The organism is Rhodoplanes roseus (assembly GCF_003258865.1).
GTDB classification, from domain to species: Bacteria; Pseudomonadota; Alphaproteobacteria; order Rhizobiales; family Xanthobacteraceae; genus Rhodoplanes; species Rhodoplanes roseus.
Genome location: NZ_NPEX01000058.1, coordinates 1 through 20,492 on the forward strand (window position 1 = coordinate 1; position 20,492 = coordinate 20,492).

The following is a 20,492-nucleotide window of genomic DNA, read 5'->3' on the forward strand; positions in this document are numbered from 1 at the left end:
CGCCAGGACGAGATCGGCAGCCTCGCCGCGGCGCTCGCCACGTTCAAGCAGAACGCGGTCGAGAAGACCCGCATCGACGAGGAGCAGCAGAAGCGCCGCGAGGGTGCCGCCCAGCGCCAGGAGGCGATCGAGCGTCACATCGCCGAGTTCGAGGCCGGCATCGGCGCCGCCCTCGAAGCGCTCGGCTCCGCCGCCGGCGAGATGCGTCGCACGTCGGAAGGCCTCACCGCCACGGCCGAGCAGACCAACGGCCAGGCCCGCGAGGCCGCATCGTCGTCGGGCGACGCCTCGCAGAACGTGCAGACCGTCGCGGCCGCCTCCGAGGAGCTGTCCTCGTCGATCCACGAGATCAGCCGCCAGGTGTCGCACGCCGCGACCGTCGCCAAGCGGGCCGTGGCCGAGACCGAGGAGACCGACACCACCGTGCAGGGTCTCACCGAGGCCGCCCACAAGATCGGCGAGATCGTCAGCCTGATCACGGCCATCGCCAACCAGACCAACCTCCTGGCGCTCAACGCGACCATCGAGGCGGCGCGGGCCGGCGAGGCCGGCAAGGGGTTCGCCGTCGTCGCCTCCGAGGTGAAGACCCTGGCCGGGCAGACCGCCAAGGCCACCGAGGACATCTCGGGCCAGGTCGGGGCGATCCAGACCGTCGCCGACCAGGCGCTCGCCGCGATGCGGCGGATCGGCACCACCATCGCCGAGGTGTCGAACGTGGCGAGCTCGATCGCCGCGGCGGTCGAGGAACAGGGCGCCGCCACGGCCGAGATCACCCGCAACACCCAGGAGGCCGCCCGCCGCACCCAGAACGTCTCCGACAACATCGCGGGCGTGCGGTCCTGCGCCGACCAGACCGGCACGGCGGCGAGCGGCGTGCGCTCCAGCGCCGAGATCCTCAACATCCAGGCCGACACCCTGCGCAGCGAGGTCGACGGCTTCCTGAAGAAGATCCGCGCCGCCTGAAGGCACGCCTCGCGACCGTTCCGAAGCGCCGGCGCTCGACGCCGGCGCTTTCGTTTTATGCAGGGCGGCTCTGCGCAGAGCGGCACGATGTCGCCGCAACCTTCACTAGCACTTAAGCTCTAAGCCCGATGATGCGGTATCATTTTCGGGGGCCCCACGATGTTTTCCCGCATCTCCTCCAATGTCCTGCTGACGTCCGTCATCGCGCTGATGGCGTCCGTGATCGTCTTCGTCGTCGCGACGAGCGCCTGGGACGCCTGGCGCGTCCACGCCACCGCCACCCGGCTCGCCGACGTCGCCGACGTGTCGCGCGACATGTTCCGGGCGATGGCGAACATCCGCCTGAACCGCTCGCGCACCCTGAGGGCGCTCAATCACGAGGGCCTCTCGACCCGCGAGGAGCTCGCCCAGATCGAGGAGGCGCGAACCACCGGGATGGCCTCGCTTCAAGGCACGCTTCGTCTCCTGCCGTCGATCGCATTCCCGAACCGCGACGCCGCCGTTCGCGACCTCACGCAGCTCACCACGACACTGCAGGCCCTCGACAAGGAGGCCGCTGCGGACTCCGTGAAACCGAAGCGCGAGCGCCGAGCCGGACTCGCCCGCGAGCTGCAGACCACGACGGACGCCCTGATGGAGCGTCTCCCGCGGATCAACGAGTCGCTCGACCAGATCGCGCGCAACCGCGACGCCGTCATCGACCAGCTGATGATGGTCAAGGACGCGGGCTGGATGATCCGCAGCGACTTCGGCGACATCTCGGCGACGATCTCCAACGCCCTCGCCTACAAGCAGCACCTCGCTCCGGCGGCGCTGCAGAAGTTGTCGGGCTCGATCGCCCGGGCCGGCGCCGGATGGGACATCCTCGACCGCATCAGGGTCGGACTTCCAGCGGACTCACCGGTGACGCGCGGCATCGACAAGGCGCGGACCGGCTATCTGGATGCCGGCTTCGTCGCCACGCGCGATCGCATCATGGCGATGCTGGCCGGCAGCGACGCGATCACCATGCCGTCCAGCGAGTGGCGTCAAGAATCGGTTCCGCGCCTCGACCTCATCGCGGCGATTCCCGAAACGGCCCTCGACGTGGCGGGCGAGTACGCCCAGGCCCAGAAGTCCGCGGCCCGGACCAACCTGATCGTCCGGATCGCGCTCCTGATCGGCGCCCTGGCGCTGGCGGCCGGCGGCATCCTGATCGTCAGCCGCCGGGTGATCCGGCCGCTGCAGCGGATCCAGGGCGCGATGGTGCAGGTCGCCGAGGGCGACCTCGCCACCGAGGTGCCCTATCGCGACCGCCAGGACGAGATCGGGAGCCTCGCCGCGGCGCTCGCCACGTTCAAGCAGAACGCGGTCGAGAAGGCCCGCATCGAGGAGGAGCAGCAGAAGCGCCGCGAGGGCGCCGCGCATCGCCAGGAGGCGATCGAGCGCCACATCGCCGAGTTCGAGGCCGGCATCGGGGGAGCGCTCGAAGCGCTCGGCTCCGCCGCCGTCGAGATGCGTCGCACGTCGGAAGGCTTGACTTCCACGGCCGAGCAGACCAACGGCCAGGCCCGCGAGGCCGCCTCGTCCTCGGGCGACGCCTCGCAGAACGTCCAGACCGTCGCGGCCGCGTCGGAAGAGCTCAGTTCGTCCATCAGCGAGATCAGCCGGCAGGTATCGCACGCCGCCACCGTCGCGAAGCGGGCCGTGGCCGAGACCCAGGAGACCGACACCACCGTGCAGGGCCTCACCGAGGCGGCCCACAAGATCGGCGAGATCGTCAGCCTGATCACGGCCATCGCGAGCCAGACCAATTTGCTGGCCCTCAACGCGACGATCGAGGCGGCCCGGGCCGGCGAGGCCGGCAAAGGGTTCGCCGTCGTCGCCTCCGAGGTGAAGACCCTGGCCGGGCAGACCGCCAAGGCCACCGAGGACATCTCGGGCCAGGTCGGAGCGATCCGCGACGTCGCCGACCAGGCGCTCGCCGCGATGCGGCGGATCGGCACCACCATCGCCGAGGTGTCCAACGTGGCGAGCTCGATCGCCGCGGCGGTCGAGGAGCAGGGCGCCGCCACGGCCGAGATCACCCGCAACACGCAAGCAGCGGCCCGCCGGACCCAGAACGTCTCCGACAACATCGCCGGCGTGCGGTCCTGCGCCGACCAGACCGGCACGGCGGCGAGCGGCGTGCGCTCCAGCGCAGAGGTTCTCAGCCTTCAGGCCGACACGCTGCGCAGCGAGGTCGACGGCTTCCTGAAGAAGATCCGCGCCGCGTGACGAGGGCGGGGCGTGGGTCGTTCGACTTCACGAACACGCCCGCTTGCCTCGACGAATTCTTCAACTTTGACTCCTCATTGTCCGGCACGTGCAGAACGTGCCGTAACCCTCACTTAATTCAATCGAACTAGAGTGCCCGCAACCACGAACGGGTCCCCCAGCATGTTGTCTCGCCTGTCCTCGAACGTCCTCCTGAAATCCGTCATCGCTCTCATGGCCTCGATCATCGTCCTCGTCCTCGCGACCGGGGCCTTCGATGCGTGGCGCAAGCTCACGACCGCGGACCGCCTCGCCTACACGGCCGATGCGGCCGGGCAGATGTTCCGCGCCATGGCGAGCCTGCGGGTGAAGCAGTCCTTCACGGTCCGCGCCCTCAACACCGACGGCATGCCGGATCCGGGCCAGCTCAAGTTCATCGCGCAGTCGCGCGCGACCGCGATGCCGGCGCTCCGCGAGACGCTCCAGATCCTGCCGAAGATCGATTTCTCGGGCCGCGACGTGCAGATCAAGGAGCTCGCCCGCCTGACCGACAAGATCGACGAGCTCGACAAGGCGGCGCTCGACGATTTCGGCAAGCCGAAAGCGCAGCGGCGCCCGGGCCTCGCCAAGGAGTTCCTCGCTTCGTCCGGCGAGCTGATCGCGGTGCTCGACCAGATCGGCACCACCCTCACGGCACAGTCCCGCAACCAGGATGCCTTCGTCGATCAGATGATGCTGATCAAGGATGCCGCCTGGCTGGTCCGCGCCGAGGGCGGCGACATCTCGATCGTGATCAGCAACGCGCTGGCCTTCAAGACCCGCATCTCCGAGGAGGCGGTGCAGACCCTCTACAACAAGGTCGGCCGCACCATTGCGGCGTGGCAGATGCTGGAGAGCGCGGCCGTCGGCCTGTCGCCGGCCTCGCCCGTCACGGCGGCGATCGCCAAGGCGAAGGCCGCCTATTTCGCCCCCGAGCTCTCGGCGCTGCGCGACCGCGTCGTCGCGGCCGCGGCCGCCGGCCAGCCGCTCGACATTCCGCTGTCGGCCTGGGATGCGGCGCAGCGCCTGACCGTGGTGGTCGCGCTCGCCGAGACCGCCCTCGATGCGGCGAGCGACCACGCCCAGGCGCAGGTCGCCTCGGCGCGGACCAACCTGATCGTCAGCCTCGCCCTGCTGATCGGCGCGCTCGCACTCGCGGCCGGCGGCCTCGCCATCGTCAGCCGCCGGGTGATCCGGCCGCTGCAGCGGATCCAGGGTGCCATGATGCAGGTCGCCGAGGGCGACCTCGCCACCGAGGTGCCCTATCGCGACCGCCAGGACGAGATCGGCAGCCTCGCCGCGGCGCTCGCCACGTTCAAGCAGAACGCGGTCGAGAAGACCCGCATCGAGGAGGAGCAGCAGAAGCGCCGCGAGGGTGCCGCCCAGCGCCAGGAGGCGATCGAGCGCCACATCGCCGAGTTCGAGGCCGGCATCGGCGCCGCCCTCGAAGCGCTCGGCTCCGCCGCCGGCGAGATGCGCCGCACCTCCGAGGGCCTCACTGCCACGGCCGAGCAGACCAACGGCCAGGCCCGCGAGGCCGCCTCCTCGTCGGGCGACGCCTCGCAGAACGTCCAGACCGTCGCGGCCGCCTCCGAGGAGTTGTCCTCGTCGATCCACGAGATCAGCCGCCAGGTGTCTCACGCGGCAACCGTGGCGAAGCGCGCCGTCGCGGAGACCGAGGAGACCGACACCACGGTCCAGGGCCTCACCGAGGCGGCCCACAAGATCGGCGAAATCGTCAGCCTGATCACGGCCATCGCCAACCAGACCAACCTGCTGGCGCTCAACGCCACCATCGAGGCGGCGCGGGCCGGCGAGGCCGGCAAGGGCTTCGCCGTCGTCGCCTCCGAGGTGAAGACGCTCGCCGGCCAGACCGCCAAGGCCACCGAGGACATCTCGGGCCAGGTCGGAGCGATCCAGACCGTCGCCGACCAGGCGCTCGCCGCGATGCGGCGGATCGGTACCACCATCGCCGAGGTCTCCGCGGTGGCGAGCTCGATCGCCGCGGCGGTCGAGGAACAGGGCGCCGCCACGGCCGAGATCACCCGCAACACCCAGGAGGCCGCCCGCCGCACCCAGAACGTCTCCGACAACATCGCGGGCGTGCGGTCCTGCGCCGACCAGACCGGCACGGCGGCGAGCGGCGTGCGCTCCAGCGCCGAGATCCTCAACATCCAGGCCGATACGCTGCGCAGCGAGGTCGACGGATTCCTGAAGAAGATCCGCGCCGCCTGAGGGCCACCGGCCGCAACGTCGGCCGGCGATATCGCGTGCCACCCGAACCCGACGACCGCGCTGCGGTCGTCGGGTTTTTTATTGGGCACAGACGACTTGAGACCTTCGCACGGTACAACTCCTGACGTCCGACCTCACGACGGCTCGGAATTTCAAGACTAGTCCTCGCCCAAGCAGGCTAAATATTCTCTTAATTGCCATTTAACTCTTGGTTGCAATACTCGACCTGAAGTCCTCTTCGAGAATAAACTCACAAAAGACGAGATCGTCATGAGCGACCCCGATCTGCAGGCCCGTCTGAAATTCGCGGAGATCGACGAGGAAACCCGCACGCTTCTGCGCGAGATGCGGCCGCTCATCGAGAAGCACCTCCCCGGCATCCTCGACCAGTTCTATTCCCAGATCGACCGGTTTCCCGATGCGGAGCGCATGTTCACGAGCGAGGCACGCAAGCGCCACGCCAAGCAGAAGCAGCTCGAGCACTGGGCGACCATCGCCAAGGGCGAGTTCAGCGACGAGTACGTGCGCTCGGTGAAGCGCATCGGCGAGACTCACAACAAGCTGGGGCTGGAGCCGCGCTGGTACATCGGCGGCTACAGCTACGTGATGGTGCGGCTGGTCGCGATGATCGAGGAGCAGTTCCGCGACGGATGGCTCGGCTCCAGCAAGGCGCGCCGGATCGAGCTGATCGGCGCCCTCGTGAAGGCCGCGATGATCGACATGGACTTCGCCATCTCGGTCTATATCGAGGCCGGCGAGCGCGACAAGCGCGAGGCGATGGACCGGATCGCCGGCGACTTCCAGACGAGCGTCGGCGGCATCGTCGACACCGTCTCGTCGGCGTCGGGAGGCCTCGAGAATTCGGCCAGCGCCCTCACCCGGACCGCCGAGGACACGCGGTCGCTCGCCCTGTCGGTCGCGGCCGGTTCCGAGGAGGCCTCGACCAATGTCGAGACCGTCGCGGCCGCCGCCGAGGAGCTGTCGAGCTCGGTGCAGGAGATCAGCCGCCAGGTGCAGGAATCGAGTCGCATCGCCGCCGAAGCCGTGCGACAGGCCGAGCGCACCGATGCCCGGATCACGGCGCTCTCGCAGGCGGCAAGCCGGATCGGCGACGTCGTCAAGCTGATCACCAGCGTGGCCGACCAGACCAATCTGCTCGCCCTCAACGCCACCATCGAGGCGGCCCGGGCCGGCGAGGCCGGCAAGGGCTTCGCCGTCGTCGCCTCCGAGGTGAAGGCGCTCGCGGCTCAGACCGCCAAGGCGACCGAGGAGATCGGCGCCCAGATCTCCGGCATGCAACAGGCGACCGCCGACTCGGTCTCCGCCATCAAGGAGATCAGCACCACGATCGCGCAGATCTCCGACATCGCCAACGCCATCGCGGCGGCGGCCGAGCAGCAGGGCACAGCGACCCGGGAGATCGCCCGCAACATCCAGCAGGCCGCCGCCGGCACCGCACAGGTCGCGAGCAACATCACCGACGTGAACACCCGCGCCGTCGAATCCGGCAACGCCGCGAGCTCGGTCCACGCCGCGGCGCAGTCGCTCGCCGGCGAGAGCGGCCGGCTCAAGAACGAGGTCAACCGCTTCCTCGCGTCGATCACGAGCGGCAGCAAGGTGGCGTGAGCATCCGCCCTTTCCAAGCAGAACGGCGGCCCTCGTATGCAGGGTTCACCCACCACGCCGTGTAATCGCGCCACCGCACATCCGCCTCCGGTACGATGTGACCGCGCCAGAACCGTTCGATTGGGCGAAACTGCCCAGCTTTCGATCGAACGCTGACCAAATCGACACCGCGACGCGCCGGCGCGTCGCGGACGTCAAGAAAGACAACCTCCGGACGGTGGCATCGATATTGCTTTTTCCAGCGCAAACCCGCGCTGGAGACCTCGATGCGATTTTTGTCGTCACTCCTGTCCCTGATCCTGCTCGTCGGCGGAGCGCCGGCGTACGCCGAATCGGTCGTGCGCTACGGCATCTCGCTCGCCGACATCCCGCTCACCTCCGGCCAGCCCGATCGCGGCGCCGGCGCCTATCAGTTCACCGGCTACACGCTCTACGACCCGCTGGTCGCCTGGGAGATGGACGTCGCCGACCGGCCCGGCAAGCTCGTCCCCGGCCTCGCCACCAAGTGGGAGGTCGATCCGGCCGACAAGAAGAAGTGGATCTTCACGCTGCGCGACGGCGTCAAGTTCCACGACGGCAGCGCGTTCGACGCCGACGCGGTGGTGTGGAACCTCGCCAAGGTGCTGGACGACAAGGCGCCGCAGTTCGACAAGCGCCAGTCGGCCCAGGTGAAGCCGCGCCTGCCGTCGGTCGCGAGCTGGCGCAAGATCGACGACAAGACGGTGGAGATCACCACCAAGGAGGTCGACTCCTTCTTCCCCTATCAGATGCTGTGGTTCCTGGTGTCGAGCCCGGCCCAGTACGAGACGCTCGGCCGCGACTGGGACAAGTTCGCCGCCAGCCCCTCCGGCACCGGCCCGTTCAAGCTCGACAAGCTGGTGCCGCGCGAACGCGCCGAGCTGATCAAGAACGCCGACTACTGGAACAAGAGCCGCCTGCCCAAGACCGACCGCATGGTGCTGATCCCCATGCCGGAGGCGCTGAGCCGCACCAATGCGCTGCTCGCCGGCCAGGTGGATCTCATCGAGACGCCGGCTCCGGACGTCGTACCGCGCCTGAAGCAGGCCGGAATGACGATCGTCACCAACGTCACGCCGCATGTGTGGAACTATCACCTCAGCATGCTGCCGGGCTCGCCCTGGACCGACGTGAGGCTGCGCCGCGCCCTCAATCTCGCCGTCGATCGCGACGCAATGCTGGAGCTGCTCAACGGCCTCGGCAAGCCGGCGATCGGCCAGGTCGATCCGTCCAGCCCGTGGTTCGGCACCCCGAGCTTCAAGATCAAGCACGACGTCGCCGAGGCCAAGCGGCTCGTGAAGGAGGCCGGCTACTCGCCCGAGAAGCCGCTCAAGACGACGTTCGTGATCGCCCAGGGCGGCACCGGCCAGATGCTCTCGCTGCCGATGAACGAGTTCCTGCAGGAGAGCTTCAAGGAGATCGGCATCCAGGTCGACTTCAAGGTGGTCGAGCTGGAGGCGCTCTACACCTACTGGCGCAAGGGCGCCAAGGACGAGATGTCGGCCGGCCTCACGGCCAACAACATCGCCTATGTCACGTCCGATCCGCTCTACGCGATCATCCGCTTCTTCCACTCGGGCCAGGTGGCGCCGACCGGCGTCAACTGGGGCTACTACAAGAACGAGAAGGTCGACGCCATTCTCGACGAGGCCAAGCAGACCTTCGACCCGAAGAAGCAGGACGAGCTGATGGCCGCGGCGCACGGCCTGATCGTCGACGACGCCCCGCTGGTCTGGGTCGTCCACGACACCAACCCGCACGCGCTGTCGCCCAAGGTGAAAAAGTTCGTCCAGGCGCAGCACTGGTTCCAGGACCTCACCACGATCGGGATGGAGTAGCCCGGGCGGCCCCGTCGCTCCTCACGATGAGGAGCGGCCGCCGGCCGCGTCTCGAACCATGAGGCCACCACGATGGCCGCCCTCCCCCTCGAGACGCCCGCTGCGCGGGCTCCTCGGGGCGAGGACGGATCGCGGTGATCGATCGACGCACGGCCCAGGCCGTTCGTCCCTCCGTGCCGACCCCCGTTTCAGGAGCACGACCATGGCTTCTCCGAAACTGCCTCTCCTCCTCGCCGCGGCCCTGCTGACGCCCCTCGCCGCCCTGCCCGCCCAGGCGCAGGGCACGCTGCGCATCGGCATGACGGCGTCCGACATCCCGCTGACCACCGGCCGGACCGACAATGGCGGCGAGGGCATGCGCTCCATGGGCTACACGGTCGACGACGCGCTGTGGCTCATGGTCACCCACGACGTGAACCCGCGCGCCATGAGTCCCAAGGTGAAAGGCTTCGTCCAGGCCCAGAACTGGTTCCAGGACTTCTCGCCGATCTCGATGGCAAAGTGAGAATGACCCGGCGCATCCCCGCCCTCGTCCTGAGGAGCCCGCGAAGCGGGCGTCTCGAAGGATGGGGGCGGCCCGGACGAGGCCTGCATGGTTCGAGACGCGGCCTTCGGCCGCTCCTCACCATGAGGTCGGACCTCGGCACGCCCCTCTCTCTCGATCGTTGAGCAAAGCACACCCATGCTCGCCTTCACGCTCAATCGCCTGATCTACGTGACGCCGGTCGCCATCGGCGTCACGGTGGTGTGCTTCCTGCTCGTCCACATCACGCCGGGCGATCCGCTCACCGCGATCCTGCCGGCCGACGCGACGCTCGAGCTGCAGGAGCAGATGAAGGCCGCCTACGGCTTCGACAAGCCGCTGCCGGTGCAATACGCGCTGTGGTTCTGGAAGGTGCTGCACGGCGACCTCGGCAACTCCATCGCCACCGGTCGCCCGGTCGCCACCGAGGTCTTGCGCGCGGTGAAGAACACCCTGATCCTCGCCACCGTGGCGACCATGATCGGCTTCACGTTCGGCACCCTGTTCGGCTTCGTCGCCGGGTATTTTCGCGACTCGTGGCTCGACAAGCTGGCGTCGTTCATCTCGGTGCTGGGGGTGAGCGTGCCGCACTACTGGCTCGGCATGGTGCTGGTGATCGTCTTCGCCGCGCAGCTCGGCTGGCTGCCGCCGACCGGCGCCGGACCGGACGGCTCCGGCGACTGGCGGCCCGACGCCGCGCATCTGCGCTACATCATCCTGCCCGCCGTCACCATGTCGGTGATCCCGATGGGCGTCATCGCCCGCACGGTGCGGGCCCTGGTCGGCGACATCCTCTCGCAGGACTTCGTCGAGGCGCTGCGGGCGAAAGGCATGAGCGAGTTCGGCGTGTTCCGCCACGTCGTCACCAACGCGGCGCCGACCGCGCTCGCCGTGATGGGCCTCCAGCTCGGCTACCTGCTGGGCGGCTCGATCCTGATCGAGACGGTGTTCTCGTGGCCGGGCTCCGGCTTCCTGCTCAACGCCGCGATCTTCCAGCGCGACCTGCCGCTCCTGCAAGGCACCATCCTGATTCTCGCGATGTTCTTCGTGATGCTCAACCTGGCCGTCGACGTCCTGCAGACCGCCCTCGATCCACGTATCAAGCGAGGCTGATGATGGCCGTGACGACCGTCGACTCCGTCGCCCCGCCGGTCCTGGCCGAACGGCTCGGACGCGGCTACTGGGCGGGCGTGCTGCGCCGTCTGTCGCGCGATCCGGTCGCCATGACGGCGGCCGCCATCATTCTGCTGATCGTGCTGGCCGCGATCTTCGCGCCCTATATCGCGCCGGCCGATCCGTACAAGAGCTCGATGATCCGCCGCCTGCGCCCGATCGGCACGCCGGGCTTCCTGCTCGGCTCCGACGAGCTCGGCCGCGACATGCTCAGCCGCCTGATCTACGGCGGCCGCCTGTCGCTGGTGATGGGCGTGCTGCCGGTGATCTGTGCCTTCGTGGTCGGCTCGTTCCTCGGCGTCACGGCCGGCTATGCGGGCGGCTGGCTCAACACCATCATCATGCGCACCGTCGACGTGTTCTACGCCTTCCCCTCGGTGCTGCTCGCCATCGCGCTGTCCGGCACGCTGGGCGCCGGCATCACCAACGCCATCGTGGCCCTCACCATCGTGTTCGTGCCGCAGGTGACGCGCGTCGCCGAGAGCGTCACGACGCAGATCCGCAACCGCGACTATGTCGAGGCCGCCCGCGTCAGCGGCGCCCGCGCCGCGACGATCGTACGCGTGCACGTGCTCGGCAACGTGCTCGGGCCGATCTTCGTCTATTCGACCAGCCTGATCAGCGTGTCGATGATCCTCGCCTCCGGACTGTCGTTCCTGGGCCTCGGCTCGAAGCCGCCGGAGCCGGAATGGGGGCTGATGCTCAACACGCTGCGCACCGCGATCTACAGCCAGCCGCTGGTCGCGGCGCTGCCCGGCGTGATGATCTTCATCACCTCGATCTCGTTCAACCTGCTGTCGGACGGGCTGCGCTCCGCCATGGAGGTGAAGGCGTGAGCGACCCCATCCTCGATCCGACCTTCGACCCGGCCGCACGCGACCGCGGCGGCCCGGCGCAGCCGCTCCTCTCCGTCACCGGGCTGGTCAAGCATTTCGGCGGCAAGCGGTCCTGGCGCGGGGGCGAGGCGAAGGGAGCCGTGCGCGCGGTCGACGGCGTCGACTTCGCCATCGCCAAGGGCGAGACGCTCGGCGTCGTCGGCGAATCCGGCTGCGGCAAGTCGACCACGGCGCGTCTGGTGATGCAGATCATCAAGCCCGACGCCGGCGAGATCGTCTTCGACGGCGAGGCGGTCGGCTCGCGCGCCCTCGATCTCGAGGCCTATCGGCGCGAGGTCCAGATGGTGTTCCAGGACAGCTACGCCTCGCTGAACCCGCGCCTCACCGTGGAGGACACGATCGCGTTCGGCCCGCGCGTGCACGGCGTGCCGAGGCGCGAGGCGACCGGCCGCGCCCACGACCTGCTCGCCAAGGTCGGGCTGGAGCCCGGCCGCTTCGCCGGCCGCTATCCGCACGAGCTGTCCGGCGGCCAGCGCCAGCGCATCAACATCGCCCGGGCGCTGGCCCTGCAGCCGCGCCTGGTGATCCTCGACGAGGCCGTGTCGGCGCTCGACAAGTCGGTCGAGGCGCAGGTGCTGAACCTGCTGCTCGACTTGAAGGCCGAGCTCGGCCTCACCTACATGTTCATCTCGCACGATCTCAACGTGGTGCGCTTCATGGCCGATCGCGTGATGGTGATGTATCTCGGCAAGGTCGCCGAGGTGGGGCCGTCCGACGTGATCCTGCAGCAGCCGAGCCATCCCTACACGGGTGCGCTGCTCGCCTCGATGCCGTCGACCGATCCGGACAACCGCACGCTCGAGGCACCGCTGTTCGGCGATCCGCCGAACCCGATCGATCCGCCCTCCGGCTGCCGCTTCCACACGCGCTGCCGCCACACCTCGGCGATCTGCGCGAATGTGCCGCCGCCGCTGGCGGCGGTGAGGCCGTCGCACGAGGTCGCCTGCCTGATGGCGCAGCCCGGCTCCGGTCATCCGCTGGCCGCGCCGCTCCGGGAGAACGCCGCATGAGCAGCCCCTCCTCCTCGCCGGTGCCGACCGGCCAGCCGCTGGTCGAGACCAAAGACCTCACCGTCGACTTCACCGGCGGCGCCAGGCCGGTGCGGGCGGTCGCCGGCGTCGATCTCACGCTCGGGGCCGGTGAGCTGGTCGCGCTGCTCGGCGAATCCGGCTCGGGCAAGAGCGTCACGCTGCGCGCGCTGATGCGCCTCCTCCCCGAGAGGCGCGCGACGACCGGCGGCAGCATCCGGGTGGACGGCCGCGACGTCGCGGCGCTCGGCCGGAAGGAGCTGGCGCGCTTCCGCGGCGGCACCGTGGCGATGATCTTCCAGGAGCCCGGGCTCGCCTTCGATCCGGTCTATCGGGTCGGCGATCAGATCGCCGAGGCGGTGATGCGCCACGAGGGGGTGTCGCGCCGCTCCGGCCGGGCCCGGGCGCTCGAGCTGTTCGAGCGCGTGCGCATCCCCTCCGCCGCGACGCGGCTCGACAACTACCCGCACGAGATGTCGGGCGGCATGCGGCAGCGCGCCATGATCGCCCTCGCGCTCGCCTGCCGACCGAAGGTGCTGCTCGCCGACGAGCCGACCACGGCGCTCGACGCCACCGTGCAGATCCAGATCCTCCTGCTGCTGCGCGAGCTGCAGCGCGAGTTCGGCCTGGCCGTGATCTTCGTCACCCACGACATCGGCGTCGCCACCGAGGTCGCCGACCGCATCGCCGTGATGTATGCGGGCCGCATCGTCGAGCGCGGCGACTGCCGCGACGTGATCCGGGCGCCGGCGCATCCCTACACCCGTGGCCTGCTGTTCTCGCGGGCCGACCACGCCTTCACCAAGGGCACGCGTCTGCGGACGATCCCGGGCTCGCCGCCCGATCTCACGGCGTTGCCGCCGGGCTGCGCCTTCGCGCCGCGCTGCGCCGAGGCGATGCCGGCCTGCAGTGCCGGCGTGCCGGAGGAAATTGCCGCATCGGAGACTCACGTCGCCCGCTGCATCCTGCTGCGGCCCGGCGTGCAGAGCCGGACCGATGCGACCGCGGCGGCGTGAGTCGTGTGTCTCGACATTGCCGTCTCCGGGTCATGCGCCGCACGTTCTGCTTGTGCGCCTGGGGCGACATCGTGACGAAGACTCGGCGACATGATGCCGCTTCGGCGCCGAAAATCTGATCGCGTTGCCCGCGCGCCTCACCTCGGCCCGGAATGCGCCGGACTCGTCCTCCGTGTCGATCGAGAGATTGACTCGCGAGGACGCGGCTTCTCTATCGTCCGACGCGGCTCCACCGCCTCCGCCCCAAAATCTCGGATGCGGCGACCGCATGAATGGACGTGGAGGAGTTTATGTCTCGGTTGAAAGTGGCTCTCCTGCTCGCGGGCGGTGCGGTCCTGGCGTGCTCGCCGGCGTCGGCACAGTCGCTCGTGCAGGTCGGCACGCTGGCCTGCCAGGTGTCGCCGACGGTCGGCATGGTGCTCGGCTCGAACCAGCAGGCGCAGTGCGTGTTCAAGCCGATCCGTGGTCGGCAGCAGGTGTATGCCGGAGCGCTCTCGCGCGTCGGCGTGGACGTCGGCGTGAGCCAGGGCGGCCCGGTCGTGTGGACCGTGTGGGCCCCGCCCGTGAAGCGCATCCCGCGCCACGCGCTGGCCGGGCGCTACACCGGCGCCTCGAGCTCGCTCGCCGTCGGCGTCGGCCTCGGCAGCAACTTCCTGTCGGGCGGCCCCGGCGGCGTCGTGTCGCTGCAGCCGGTCGCGCTGCAGAACTACGTCGGCGTCAACGTCGCGCTCGGCATCTCGGGCCTGACGCTGCAGTGATCGCCTGACGGACCCGACATCGTTCTTCGTCGGATCGACCAAGGCCGCGGCGCCAGCGCCGCGGCCTTCTTGATTCTCGAAGGATGCACTCGGGGCGAAGAGTCGGCCTGCTCACCCCATGAATCGTGCGTCGTCCGTGGCTGATCGGCGTCGACCTGTCGGCGTTCGATGACGATGACTCACCGTCGTTTCTCAATCGTTCGCCGTCCCAGGCCGGCTCCCTTTGTAGCGGAAGCCGCGGACCTCTTCCGGTAGATAGGCGCGCTGCAGGCCGTCAATGATCTCGTGGCGCCGGATGGTCAATCCATCGGCGGCCAGACGCCTTCCTTGCCGCGTCTATCCACGATGATCATGATCCTCCACGTTGAGGCATCGTGGAGCTGAGCCTGCAAGTCCTCGATGACCTCGGGCCTCAGCAGGAGCAGGTTGTTGATCTCCACCCGGTTCTCGGGGCCCCCAGTTCTCGTCGAAAACGAGATAATCACCTTTTGCGAATGGATCCTCCGTTCCGTACTTGCCCATGACGCGCGAGATGCGGTCATACATCGCCTCCCACATTTCTGATTGCTCGTCTTCGTCGAACATCGAGATCATGTGCCGCTCGTTCAACCGGGCCGAGACCGAGTCTCCGCAGCAGGGATTCAGAATGTCCAGATCCACACTTCCGCCGTACCGGCGCGCTCAGGGCGGCGCGATCCATGCGCCGCACCAAAGCAACTTTTATGTCGGCCACGGCGTCCGATGCTTTCGAGCATGAGACGCCTAATCTAAACCGATCACAACGACACCAGAATTGAGGTGGCCGCTCGTCCAAATTCGCACACGGGTCGACGACGACGATACGTCCGTTTGAGCGACCCACTCGTGCAAAACGGTCTCGATGCCGACCTTCCGCCCCGGCGTCTCCAACCAGCCGTCGAACACCATGACGCCGATGTGCGGCACCTCTCCGGACGCACCGAGGGTGACGGAGGTCTTTCCGTCGCAATCCGACAAGCATCTCACGATGAGGCAGGACGAGGTCGCCCAGACGGGCCGGTCATGGTCGGGCTCGGGGAACTCGATCGAATCGAACGGTCGACTCGGATCCCGCACGCACAGGATCGCATTCAAGACCGGAAGTTCGATCGTCGAGTGGTTCATCGTCATCGTTGTCCTTGGATGGTCCGAATCCCCTGAAAATTGGTACATCTCCAGCATGAGGCTTCAGGGCTCGGGCTGACGTCATTTCAGTGGAATGAACCAACTCGGTTCATAGGCCCGCGGAATTACGCTCAGGCCCCGGCCTGGCACCTTCGAAAATCAAGTCCCGATACTCGGGTGGCAAGAACGCCCGTTCGAGGCTGTCGATGATCTCGGTCGCGTGGATCGTGAGGCCCATCGGCGGCCAGAGATCCTCCGTGCCGGGAACATCGACTGCGACGACGATCTCCCAGTCGTCGATGCCTTCGAGCCTGGCCTGCAGCGCCTTCACAACAGCGGGCTTCAACATCCGGAGAGAATGGATCTCCACAGTGTTCCAGCGAAAGCCGTAATTGTCATCGACGACGAGATAGTCGCCCCCGCCCATGGGATCCTCCACGCCGAACTCGGCCAGAACGTCCCTGATGCGGTCAAGAACCAGACCCCACGTCACTTCCTGGTCGTCCGAGCGATCTTGAGCCATGCACGGGTTCTCCTATTCTCCCCGCCTAATTCCGCTACGAAGCCGATACATGTACTCCCTTAATTTAATCCCCATGTTGAGATTTCTGATTCTTGGATCTCTTGAATTGAGCACACGATCCACCATCGATCGAGCTTGTTCGGGCGTCATGTGTGTTGTGTCACCACCGTTCTCCTCAACCCACTTATCGAACAGCTCACCTACGGCGGAATTATATTCCGATGCTCCAGATCAAAACGATTTCCAACAACGTGAAGCTTGCCGGACTTCGCATTCTCAAAAACCTCGGCTGTTTCCGGCGGAAACTTGTGCTTCTCGAATACAGCCCGCGGAACATAATGATGACCGTCAGCGCGATCCCGGAGCTTCCTGGTCAATCCAGCATACTGCGCCCGCGGATTCAAATCGCTGCCCGGCGTCGCGTTGGATCCGGCACTGGGATCGTTCGGAGCCGGCGCGATGCGGAAGCTCCCCGAGTCCATCCACTGGCCGGCACCGATATTGCCGGCAGGTACACGCGGCTGGGCCGGGTTGAAGTTGGCCTTGCGGCTCGTCTCGGCCCAGCGCCGGAGCATCGCCATGCAGCGGGCGAAAGCCGCGTCGGATGCCTCGGCGAGGGCGCGGAGGCGGTCGCGCGCGAGGGTGAGGTGCAGGCGCAGGAGCTTGACTTCGACCAGGAGCGTGCCCGTGAACGCGCGCAGCCGCGCGAGCTCCGCGGTGACGGAGTCCGTATTCGGCATGGTGTCGACTTTCATTGGAAGGGAGACGTTTTTCTCACATCCCGGCGAAGATCAGCGCACCGGCGGATTCAAGCGCCAGCTCGAATGTCACCTCGCCGTTGTGCTCGCCGGCAAACTCCAGGCTGGTGATCTGGAACGAGCCCGTCACGGTGCCGAAGTCCGGGATGACGAGCTGATACGTCCGTACCGCGCCGTCGAAGACGATCTGGCGCAACGTCGCGTCGACGTCGGCCGTCCTCCCGACGGTGTCGCTCGCGTCGGATCGACCAGCGCCGCTGGCCTTCTTGATTCGAGATCCGGTCGTGGTCCAGACACCCGATCGTTGAAGGGGCGTCATTGCTGACCAGCCGTTCGGCGGGTTTCAATCGAGCCCGATGTCGACGATCTCCGAGTCGCGAGGTCCTAGCGTCCAAATGCGGATACGAGTGGAACCCGTCTGAACGCCGTGCTTCAGAACGACCTCTGACATTACCGTATCAACGACGACCTCTCGGCTGGGTGTACTCAAAATTCCGTCGAAGACCAGCTCCCGGGCCGGATTGATCTCCGTGGAAGGCCCGAGAGACACCTTGGTCGCCCCGAAACACTCATGCTGGCATGAAAACGCGACACAGTCCGAATTCGACCAGCAGTTCCCGGTTCTGGTAACCTCCGGAATGTTGTCAATCGCCGGATCGTGGAGAAAGAGCAGCCCATTCATGACGTCAATTTCGATCGATGCCGTCATCGTCGGTATCCTGGATATCGGACCGTACGGTTGATGGTTGCGGACCCAATTTCCGCTCGAATTCCCTGACCGGATGTTCCGTACGTATGGCAGCCGTACGTGTCACCGATCTTATTCGATTCCGCTCGCTCTTCAGCGGTCAACCGGCCATTATTTCGGGCGGGTATCCATTCGACTGAGAATGGAGCCGGTCCGATCCCGTTTGCAGCCAGATGCGCCGAGCCCGACCTCGACGACGAGCGCAGCCCAGGGCGGCACGGCACGGGGCCCTGGAGTGCGGCTTGCGCGGGAATGACCGGAGGGTGACCCGACAGCTCTCCTACATCGCCGCGAAGCTCAGCGCCCCGGCCGATTCCAGCGCCAGCTCGAACGTCACCTCGCCGTTGTGCTCACCGGCGAACTCCAGGCTGGTGATCTGGAAGGGGCCCGTCACGGTGCCGAAGTCGGGAATCACCAGCTGATACGTGCGCACCGCGCCGTCGAAGAAGATCTGGCGCAACGCCGCGTCGGAGGCCGCGTCCTTGAACAGGCCGCGGCCGGCGACCGAGGCGCGCTTGACGCCGGCGCCGTCCAGCAGCTCGCGCCAGCGGTCGGCCGACTCCGCATGGGTGACGTCCACGGTCTCGGCGTTGAAGGCGAGCCGGCGCGAGCGCAGGCCCGCAACCGTGACGAACCCCGCGCCCTCCTGCACCTTCAGCAGCAGATCCTTGCCTTTCTGGGCGGCCATCGTGTCTCTCCGATCTGATCAGGATGCCGGCTCGGTGACGGCGCGGAAGCGGACCACGGCGTGATAGGTGCGGCCGTCGGTCTCGCGCCGCACGTCGGCGAGCGAGAAGCGCAGGTTGACGAGGTGATGGCCCGCGAGCGCCAGCGGCGCGTCGTCGAGCGCCTGCAAGAGCGCCCCGGCGATCTGGTGCGCCTCGCGGTGGCCGCCCTGGCGCGACCAGGCATGCAGCGTGAGCTGGTGCTCCTGCGTCGGGGACTCGTCAGCCGAGACGTCGGTGATCCGCGCCTCGCCGAGCGCCACATAGGGAAAGGCCGGCCGTGACGGCGGCGCATCGTAGACGCGGACGCCACCGAGCAGCGCGACGAGCGCACCGTCCGACGACAAGGCGGAATAAATGGCGCTGCGCAGCGCCACGGCGGCCGTGGACATGGTCGTCACCATCGAACAGGAGAGGGAGGATCGTCGGCGCGCGCCGGCGCCGGGACTCAGTCGACGCGCTCTTCCACGTCGATCGCGAGGAAGCGTCCCGCTGCATCGAGGTCGCGCACCGCGACAACGCGAAACATTCGCGGCCCGAGGCGAAGACGATGCCGGGTCGTGATCTGCGGCCCGGCCCGGACGAGAATGCGATGCGTCAGCGTCGCACCCGCCGCGTCCGCCTCCACGGCCCCGCGCGCAGCCCGCGGCTCGAGCGCCGCCCACAACGTCGCGACCGCCGTGAACGCGCGCAGGACTCCGCCGGCGCCGTCGGCGGTCTCGACCGGCGCCTCCAGCACCAGGCGGCGGCGCAGACGTCCCGGATCGGGCGTCATGGCGCCAGCACCCGGAACGGCGAGACCAGGGCCGCCACGGCGGGCGGCGCGCCGACCGGCTCGGTCCCGCGGTGCTCGTAGAAATGCGCCAGCCACAGCCGCACCGCCTGCACCAACGGGGCCGGCACCTCGGCCGCGTCTTCGCCGTAGCCGACCGACACGTCGATGGCGATGCCGGCGATCCGCAGCCCGGGCGCCGGCACGGCGTGCAGCGGAACCGAGATCACGCCGGGGGCCGCCGCGACGTCGAGCGAGAAGGCGGACGGATCGATCGGTCGCGGCATTCCGTCGGCGTCGAACACGCGTGCGGCGACCACGGTGCGCAGCGGCGCCGGCAGCACCTTCAGGCGCCCGCCGGCCGGCCACGCGTCGCGCACCAGGCGCCAGGTCTGGGCGATCAGGGCACGCCGGGTCGCCGTCTCGACCAGTCTTCGCGCGCTGGTGATCAGGGCGGCGATCAGCGCGTCGTCGTCGTCGTGATCGAGGCGCAGATAGGCCTTGGCCTCGGCGAGCGTCAGCGGCTCGCTCGCCGGGCCGGCGAGAAGCATGGAGGACATCGCGGTCTCCGCTCGGTTGACAATCTGTTCGGGGTGCGGCTTCTCGCGCGGATGCGCCGCGCCCTCGCCGTCCTCACCGCCCTCGCCGGATCGATCGCCCCCGCCGCCGCCATGGTGGCGTCGCCCGATGCGCCGGCGGCGCTGGCGGGCCGCGTGGTGATGATCGTCGGCTCGCACGGCACCTCGTGCACCGGAGCCGTCGTCGCCCGCACGCTGGTGCTCACGGCGGCGCACTGCGTGCAGCCGGGCTCGGACTACAAGCTCGTGGTGTTCGATGCCGCGCGGCAGCCGACATTGCGCGACGTGGCGACGATCGCGCGGCATCCCGGTTTCGAGATGGCGGCGCTGCTCGGCCACCGCGCGACCGCCGATGTCGCGCTGCTGAAGACCGCGACGCCGCTGCCCGCGGCGTTCGCGCCGGCCCCCCTGGCGACCGAGAGCACGGTCGCGCCGGGCGATCCCTTCACGGTGGTCGGCATGGGACTGGCGGTCCGCGGCGACGGTCGCAGCGGCGGCACGGCGCGAGCCGCGACCCTGGTCGCCACCGGCCGGCCCGGCTCGCTGCAGCTCCGGCTGCACGATCCGCAGACCCGCGGCGAGACGCCGGGCCGGGGCGCCTGCACGGGCGACTCCGGCGCCCCGGTGTTCGCCGAGCAGAACGGTGTTGCGGCGATCGCCGGCGTGGTGAGCTGGTCCACCGGCCCGAAACTGTCGGCGGGATGCGGCGGCCTCACCGGGGTGACGCCGCTCGGGCGCTATCGGGCCTGGGTGGTGGAGACGGCGCAGAAGCTCGGCGCGACGATCACGCCCTGAGCCGGCGCCGCGCTCACCGGAAGGATGGGAATACCAATCCGTCCGGTGTGGAACAGAACTGCCGGATCGACGTTGGCGTCATGGCGTGTCAGCCCCGGCGCG

Annotated in this window: 22 protein-coding genes; 12 read left to right on the plus strand and 10 right to left on the minus strand. The window is 68.3% G+C overall.

Annotation, left to right across the window (positions count from 1 at the left end; all coding sequences use genetic code 11):
- The 11 genes from CH341_RS10905 to CH341_RS10955 all read left to right on the plus strand — a co-directional run.
- The coding region (locus CH341_RS10905) for a methyl-accepting chemotaxis protein (RefSeq protein ID WP_245430992.1) at positions 1-963 on the plus strand (963 nt) is incomplete at its 5' end.
- Positions 964-1,122: 159 nt separating this feature from the next.
- On the plus strand, positions 1,123-3,219 hold the full coding sequence (locus tag CH341_RS10910; protein ID WP_111419061.1) for a methyl-accepting chemotaxis protein: 2,097 nt from the start codon (positions 1,123-1,125) through the stop codon (positions 3,217-3,219).
- Between the two features lie 162 nt (positions 3,220-3,381).
- Positions 3,382-5,472 carry a methyl-accepting chemotaxis protein gene (locus CH341_RS10915; RefSeq protein WP_146604438.1) on the plus strand — a complete coding sequence of 697 codons (2,091 nt, stop codon included), beginning with the start codon at positions 3,382-3,384 and terminating at the stop codon, positions 5,470-5,472.
- A gap of 270 nt (positions 5,473-5,742) precedes the next feature.
- Positions 5,743-7,098, plus strand: coding sequence for a globin-coupled sensor protein (locus CH341_RS10920; protein WP_111419063.1), 1,356 nt, complete (start codon positions 5,743-5,745; stop codon positions 7,096-7,098).
- A gap of 266 nt (positions 7,099-7,364) precedes the next feature.
- Positions 7,365-8,954 (plus strand): ABC transporter substrate-binding protein, encoded by a 1,590-nt coding sequence (locus tag CH341_RS10925; protein WP_111419064.1) that lies wholly within the window; start codon positions 7,365-7,367, stop codon positions 8,952-8,954.
- Between the two features lie 202 nt (positions 8,955-9,156).
- Complete coding sequence (locus CH341_RS36415; protein WP_111419065.1) at positions 9,157-9,459, plus strand: hypothetical protein; 303 nt, start codon at positions 9,157-9,159, stop codon at positions 9,457-9,459.
- A 177-nt stretch (positions 9,460-9,636) separates the two neighbouring features.
- The gene (locus CH341_RS10935; RefSeq protein WP_111419066.1) at positions 9,637-10,590 is read left to right on the plus strand and encodes an ABC transporter permease; all 954 of its coding nucleotides are present in this window, start codon (positions 9,637-9,639) and stop codon (positions 10,588-10,590) included.
- Positions 10,591-10,592: 2 nt separating this feature from the next.
- On the plus strand, positions 10,593-11,486 hold the full coding sequence (locus tag CH341_RS10940; protein WP_210208251.1) for an ABC transporter permease: 894 nt from the start codon (positions 10,593-10,595) through the stop codon (positions 11,484-11,486).
- On the plus strand, positions 11,483-12,556 hold the full coding sequence (locus tag CH341_RS10945) for an ABC transporter ATP-binding protein (protein WP_245430993.1): 1,074 nt from the start codon (positions 11,483-11,485) through the stop codon (positions 12,554-12,556). Before CH341_RS10940 ends, CH341_RS10945 begins: the two co-directional genes overlap by 4 nt.
- Positions 12,553-13,590: an ABC transporter ATP-binding protein gene (locus CH341_RS10950; RefSeq protein WP_111419068.1), complete on the plus strand. Its 1,038-nt coding sequence runs from the start codon at positions 12,553-12,555 to the stop codon at positions 13,588-13,590. Before CH341_RS10945 ends, CH341_RS10950 begins: the two co-directional genes overlap by 4 nt.
- Before the next feature lie 305 nt (positions 13,591-13,895).
- A complete protein-coding gene (locus CH341_RS10955) occupies positions 13,896-14,348 on the plus strand; it encodes a DUF992 domain-containing protein (protein WP_245430995.1) in 453 nt (150 codons plus the stop codon).
- 299 nt (positions 14,349-14,647) lie between these two features.
- On the opposite strand, the gene CH341_RS34140 is transcribed toward CH341_RS10955, so the two are convergent.
- The 10 genes from CH341_RS34140 to CH341_RS11005 all read right to left on the minus strand — a co-directional run bounded on the left by CH341_RS34140 (position 14,648) and on the right by CH341_RS11005 (position 19,577).
- On the minus strand, positions 14,648-14,788 hold the full coding sequence (locus tag CH341_RS34140) for a hypothetical protein (RefSeq protein ID WP_170149571.1): 141 nt from the start codon (positions 14,786-14,788) through the stop codon (positions 14,648-14,650).
- A gap of 322 nt (positions 14,789-15,110) precedes the next feature.
- The gene (locus CH341_RS10965) at positions 15,111-15,491 is read right to left on the minus strand and encodes a hypothetical protein (protein ID WP_146604439.1); all 381 of its coding nucleotides are present in this window, start codon (positions 15,489-15,491) and stop codon (positions 15,111-15,113) included.
- Between the two features lie 109 nt (positions 15,492-15,600).
- A complete protein-coding gene (locus tag CH341_RS10970) occupies positions 15,601-16,014 on the minus strand; it encodes a hypothetical protein (RefSeq protein ID WP_111419072.1) in 414 nt (137 codons plus the stop codon).
- A gap of 200 nt (positions 16,015-16,214) precedes the next feature.
- On the minus strand, positions 16,215-16,769 hold the full coding sequence (locus CH341_RS10975; protein ID WP_111419073.1) for a hypothetical protein: 555 nt from the start codon (positions 16,767-16,769) through the stop codon (positions 16,215-16,217).
- Positions 16,770-16,788: 19 nt separating this feature from the next.
- On the minus strand, positions 16,789-17,091 hold the full coding sequence (locus CH341_RS36205; RefSeq protein ID WP_210208250.1) for a phage major tail protein, TP901-1 family: 303 nt from the start codon (positions 17,089-17,091) through the stop codon (positions 16,789-16,791).
- 24 nt (positions 17,092-17,115) lie between these two features.
- Positions 17,116-17,481: a hypothetical protein gene (locus CH341_RS10985; RefSeq protein ID WP_111419074.1), complete on the minus strand. Its 366-nt coding sequence runs from the start codon at positions 17,479-17,481 to the stop codon at positions 17,116-17,118.
- A 319-nt stretch (positions 17,482-17,800) separates the two neighbouring features.
- The gene (locus CH341_RS10990; protein WP_111419075.1) at positions 17,801-18,208 is read right to left on the minus strand and encodes a phage major tail protein, TP901-1 family; all 408 of its coding nucleotides are present in this window, start codon (positions 18,206-18,208) and stop codon (positions 17,801-17,803) included.
- Positions 18,209-18,226: 18 nt separating this feature from the next.
- On the minus strand, positions 18,227-18,637 hold the full coding sequence (locus CH341_RS10995) for a DUF3168 domain-containing protein (protein WP_111419082.1): 411 nt from the start codon (positions 18,635-18,637) through the stop codon (positions 18,227-18,229).
- Between the two features lie 56 nt (positions 18,638-18,693).
- A complete protein-coding gene (locus tag CH341_RS11000; protein WP_111419076.1) occupies positions 18,694-19,020 on the minus strand; it encodes a phage head closure protein in 327 nt (108 codons plus the stop codon).
- Positions 19,017-19,577, minus strand: coding sequence for a head-tail connector protein (locus CH341_RS11005; RefSeq protein ID WP_111419077.1), 561 nt, complete (start codon positions 19,575-19,577; stop codon positions 19,017-19,019). Before CH341_RS11005 ends, CH341_RS11000 begins: the two co-directional genes overlap by 4 nt.
- Positions 19,578-19,628: 51 nt before the next feature.
- Here CH341_RS11005 and CH341_RS11010 point away from each other — a divergent pair, with 51 nt between their 5' ends.
- Positions 19,629-20,390, plus strand: a complete 762-nt coding sequence (locus CH341_RS11010; protein ID WP_111419083.1) for a S1 family peptidase — start codon at positions 19,629-19,631, stop codon at positions 20,388-20,390.
- Positions 20,391-20,492: the final 102 nt, after the last annotated feature.

Coding starts and splice junctions, on each gene's coding strand:
- CH341_RS10910 (WP_111419061.1), top strand. CDS start 1,123: ATGTTTTCCCGCATCTCCTCCAATGTCCTGCTGACGTCCGTCATCGCG.
- CH341_RS10915 (WP_146604438.1), top strand. CDS start 3,382: ATGTTGTCTCGCCTGTCCTCGAACGTCCTCCTGAAATCCGTCATCGCT.
- CH341_RS10920 (WP_111419063.1), top strand. CDS start 5,743: ATGAGCGACCCCGATCTGCAGGCCCGTCTGAAATTCGCGGAGATCGAC.
- CH341_RS10925 (WP_111419064.1), top strand. CDS start 7,365: ATGCGATTTTTGTCGTCACTCCTGTCCCTGATCCTGCTCGTCGGCGGA.
- CH341_RS36415 (WP_111419065.1), top strand. CDS start 9,157: ATGGCTTCTCCGAAACTGCCTCTCCTCCTCGCCGCGGCCCTGCTGACG.
- CH341_RS10935 (WP_111419066.1), top strand. CDS start 9,637: ATGCTCGCCTTCACGCTCAATCGCCTGATCTACGTGACGCCGGTCGCC.
- CH341_RS10940 (WP_210208251.1), top strand. CDS start 10,593: ATGGCCGTGACGACCGTCGACTCCGTCGCCCCGCCGGTCCTGGCCGAA.
- CH341_RS10950 (WP_111419068.1), top strand. CDS start 12,553: ATGAGCAGCCCCTCCTCCTCGCCGGTGCCGACCGGCCAGCCGCTGGTC.
- CH341_RS10965 (WP_146604439.1), bottom strand. CDS start 15,491: ATGAACCACTCGACGATCGAACTTCCGGTCTTGAATGCGATCCTGTGC.
- CH341_RS10970 (WP_111419072.1), bottom strand. CDS start 16,014: ATGGCTCAAGATCGCTCGGACGACCAGGAAGTGACGTGGGGTCTGGTT.
- CH341_RS10975 (WP_111419073.1), bottom strand. CDS start 16,769: ATGAAAGTCGACACCATGCCGAATACGGACTCCGTCACCGCGGAGCTC.
- CH341_RS36205 (WP_210208250.1), bottom strand. CDS start 17,091: ATGACGCCCCTTCAACGATCGGGTGTCTGGACCACGACCGGATCTCGA.
- CH341_RS10985 (WP_111419074.1), bottom strand. CDS start 17,481: ATGACGGCATCGATCGAAATTGACGTCATGAATGGGCTGCTCTTTCTC.
- CH341_RS10990 (WP_111419075.1), bottom strand. CDS start 18,208: ATGGCCGCCCAGAAAGGCAAGGATCTGCTGCTGAAGGTGCAGGAGGGC.
- CH341_RS10995 (WP_111419082.1), bottom strand. CDS start 18,637: ATGTCCACGGCCGCCGTGGCGCTGCGCAGCGCCATTTATTCCGCCTTG.
- CH341_RS11000 (WP_111419076.1), bottom strand. CDS start 19,020: ATGACGCCCGATCCGGGACGTCTGCGCCGCCGCCTGGTGCTGGAGGCG.
- CH341_RS11005 (WP_111419077.1), bottom strand. CDS start 19,577: ATGTCCTCCATGCTTCTCGCCGGCCCGGCGAGCGAGCCGCTGACGCTC.
- CH341_RS11010 (WP_111419083.1), top strand. CDS start 19,629: ATGCGCCGCGCCCTCGCCGTCCTCACCGCCCTCGCCGGATCGATCGCC.